A 2,222-nucleotide genomic window follows, 5' to 3' on the forward strand; every position below is an offset into this window, starting at 1 on the left:
TTCCTGCTCCCGGGTGATGCGGCGGGTGGTCGGGGCCATTGTTTGCGGTCCAGGAGGGGGAGGGGGTGTACGGGGTGGACGGTCCATGTCCACAGGGCCGCGGGGCCGCCGAGGCGCAGTGCGTACGGGACTCCGGCCCGCAGGGAGCGGCGGTCGGCCTCCGTGCGCCGCCAGTGGTCGCCCAGCCACGACCACGCGCGGTCGAACTCCTCGGCCGCCAGCTCCGCCACGACGTCCCGCACGCCCTCCCGCACCCACTCCAGCGCCTCCCCCGGGGTGAGCGCGAGGATGCCGCGCGGCGCGGAGGGCGCCGGGGTCCGCTCGCACCGGCACCAGTACCGGAGGGGAAGAGTGGCGGGATGCATGAACCCTCCAGCTGGGCGGGCGAGTTGGCGGACGGGGCGGCTTCCGCGCTTACGAGGGTGGACCGTACCCAAACCCGGAGGCAAGTTATTCCGCCGCGCTCGTCACTCAAAGGGATGAGTTGACCCCGGGATCTTGTGGCCCTGTGAAACAGCACCTCATCATGTCGCCATGGCTCAGAGCGACATGCCGACGACGCGCAGCCGCCGCCTCGGCGCCGAGCTCCGCCGCCTCCGTCTGGAGGCCGGACTGAGGGTCGGTGACGTGGCCGAGGCCCTGGAGTGCGGCCAGCCCAAGATCAGCCAGATCGAGAACGGCAAGCGCGGCATCCGCCCTCTGGACCTGACGACCTTCTTCAACCTGGTCGGCGTGGAGGACGAGCGATACCGCAATAACGTTCGGAGGCTGGCCAGACGCATCCACCAGCGGGACTGGTGGGCGGCGGAGGGGCTGACGCTCGACAGCACCCTCAAGGACTTCCTGACGCTGGAGGCGGACTCGGAGCAGGTGTGTGCCTTCGAGAACGCCGTCCTGCCCGGGCTGCTCCACACCGAGCCGTACATGCGGCGGGTCTTCGGGGCGGGCGACGGGACCGCCGGGGCGCGGGAGCTGACGCGGGTGCGGCTGCGGCGCCAGGAACGCCTGGACGAGGGGGCGGACTTCCGCTTCCGCGCGGTCGTCGACGTGACGGTGCTGCACCGCGTCACGGGGGACCGCGCACTCGTCCTCGGGCAGCTGGCCCATCTCCTCGACGCCGCCGCGCGCCCCAACGTCACGCTCCAGGTCCTGCCGCTCGACGCCGTTCCCCCGATGCGCCGGCGCGTGCCCTTCCAGCTGTTCAGCCAGCGCGGCGAACCACCCGTCGACGCCGTGTGGCTGGAGCACCTGACCGGCGGCGGCGCGCTCGAACACCGCTCCGACGTGGCGGTCTACCGCTCCTCCTGGGACGAGCTGACCGCCGCCGCGCTCTCCCCCTCGGCCTCGCGGCGCTACGTGCGGGACCTCATGGAGGAGCGCGCGCGATGACGGGCGGGGAGCGTCAGGCCGCCGCCGTCGCCTGAGCAGCCGCCTCCTCCGCCGCCGCCTCCGTGATGCCCGCGGCGCGCACGTGCTCCATGATCGCGTCGAGCTGGTCGCGGGCGCGGGTCAGTTCCTCGATGCGCCCCTGGAGGGAGGCGCGCTCGTGACGCACCTTCTCGTACATGTCCCGTGTGGCGCGGCCCGTGGCGACGCAGGGCAGGAGGGCGAGGATCGTGCGGCTGGGGAGCCCGGCGGCGTAGAGGAGCCGGATGAGGTGGACGCGCTCGACGGCCTCCTCCGCGTAGACGCGCTGGCCGCCGGAGGTGCGCGCGGAGTCGAGGAGGTCCTGCTGCTCGTAGTAGCGCAGCGAGCGCACGCTCGCCCCGGTGCGCCGGGCCAGTTCGCCGATCTTCACCGTGTGGCTCCCGTCACTTCGGCTTATCTCTGACATTGGTGTCAGGTTCTAGCGTAGTCGGTGACCCCGGAAAACGGGGATTCCTACCGATTCGTGCCAGGAGAAGAGTCATGGAGATCGCCGAACGCACCGCCTTCGTCACGGGAGCCAACCGGGGCATCGGCCGCCGCTTCGTCGCGGAGCTGCTCGCGCGCGGGGCCGCCGGGGTCTACGCGGGCGTGCGCGAGCCGGAGCGCGCGGACGAGGCGCTGCGCGCGGAGCCCCGCGTCACGCTCGTACCCCTCGACGTCACCGACCCCGCCTCGGTCGAGGCGGCGGCGCGGCGGGCCGGGGACGTGTCGCTGCTCGTCAACAACGCCGGGATGAGCGCGGCGGGTTCTTTCCTCGACGGCTCCCCGGACGACGTCCGGCGGGTCCTGGACAC

At 72.6% G+C, this 2,222-nt stretch carries 4 protein-coding genes; 2 read left to right on the top strand and 2 right to left on the bottom strand.

The features are described 5' to 3' along the window. The coding region (locus tag SSBG_RS34780) for a hypothetical protein (RefSeq protein ID WP_234010548.1) at positions 1–365 on the bottom strand (365 nt) is incomplete at its 3' end. A gap of 169 nt (positions 366–534) precedes the next feature. Between SSBG_RS34780 and SSBG_RS15610 the strand changes: the two genes are divergently transcribed. Then, positions 535–1,389, top strand: coding sequence for a helix-turn-helix domain-containing protein (locus tag SSBG_RS15610; RefSeq protein ID WP_008747063.1), 855 nt, complete (start codon positions 535–537; stop codon positions 1,387–1,389). A 13-nt stretch (positions 1,390–1,402) separates the two neighbouring features. Here the strand turns inward: SSBG_RS15610 and SSBG_RS15615 are convergent, their stop codons facing one another. Next, on the bottom strand, positions 1,403–1,798 hold the full coding sequence (locus tag SSBG_RS15615) for a MerR family transcriptional regulator (protein WP_008747064.1): 396 nt from the start codon (positions 1,796–1,798) through the stop codon (positions 1,403–1,405). Between the two features lie 110 nt (positions 1,799–1,908). Between SSBG_RS15615 and SSBG_RS15620 the strand changes: the two genes are divergently transcribed. Beyond that, positions 1,909–2,222, top strand: a 314-nt coding sequence (locus SSBG_RS15620) for an SDR family NAD(P)-dependent oxidoreductase (RefSeq protein WP_037871502.1), incomplete at its 3' end; no start/stop codon positions are given.

The organism is Streptomyces sp. SPB074, assembly GCF_000154905.1.
GTDB lineage: Bacteria > Actinomycetota > Actinomycetes > Streptomycetales > Streptomycetaceae > Streptomyces.

Coding starts and splice junctions, on each gene's coding strand:
- SSBG_RS15610 (WP_008747063.1), top strand. CDS start 535: ATGGCTCAGAGCGACATGCCGACGACGCGCAGCCGCCGCCTCGGCGCC.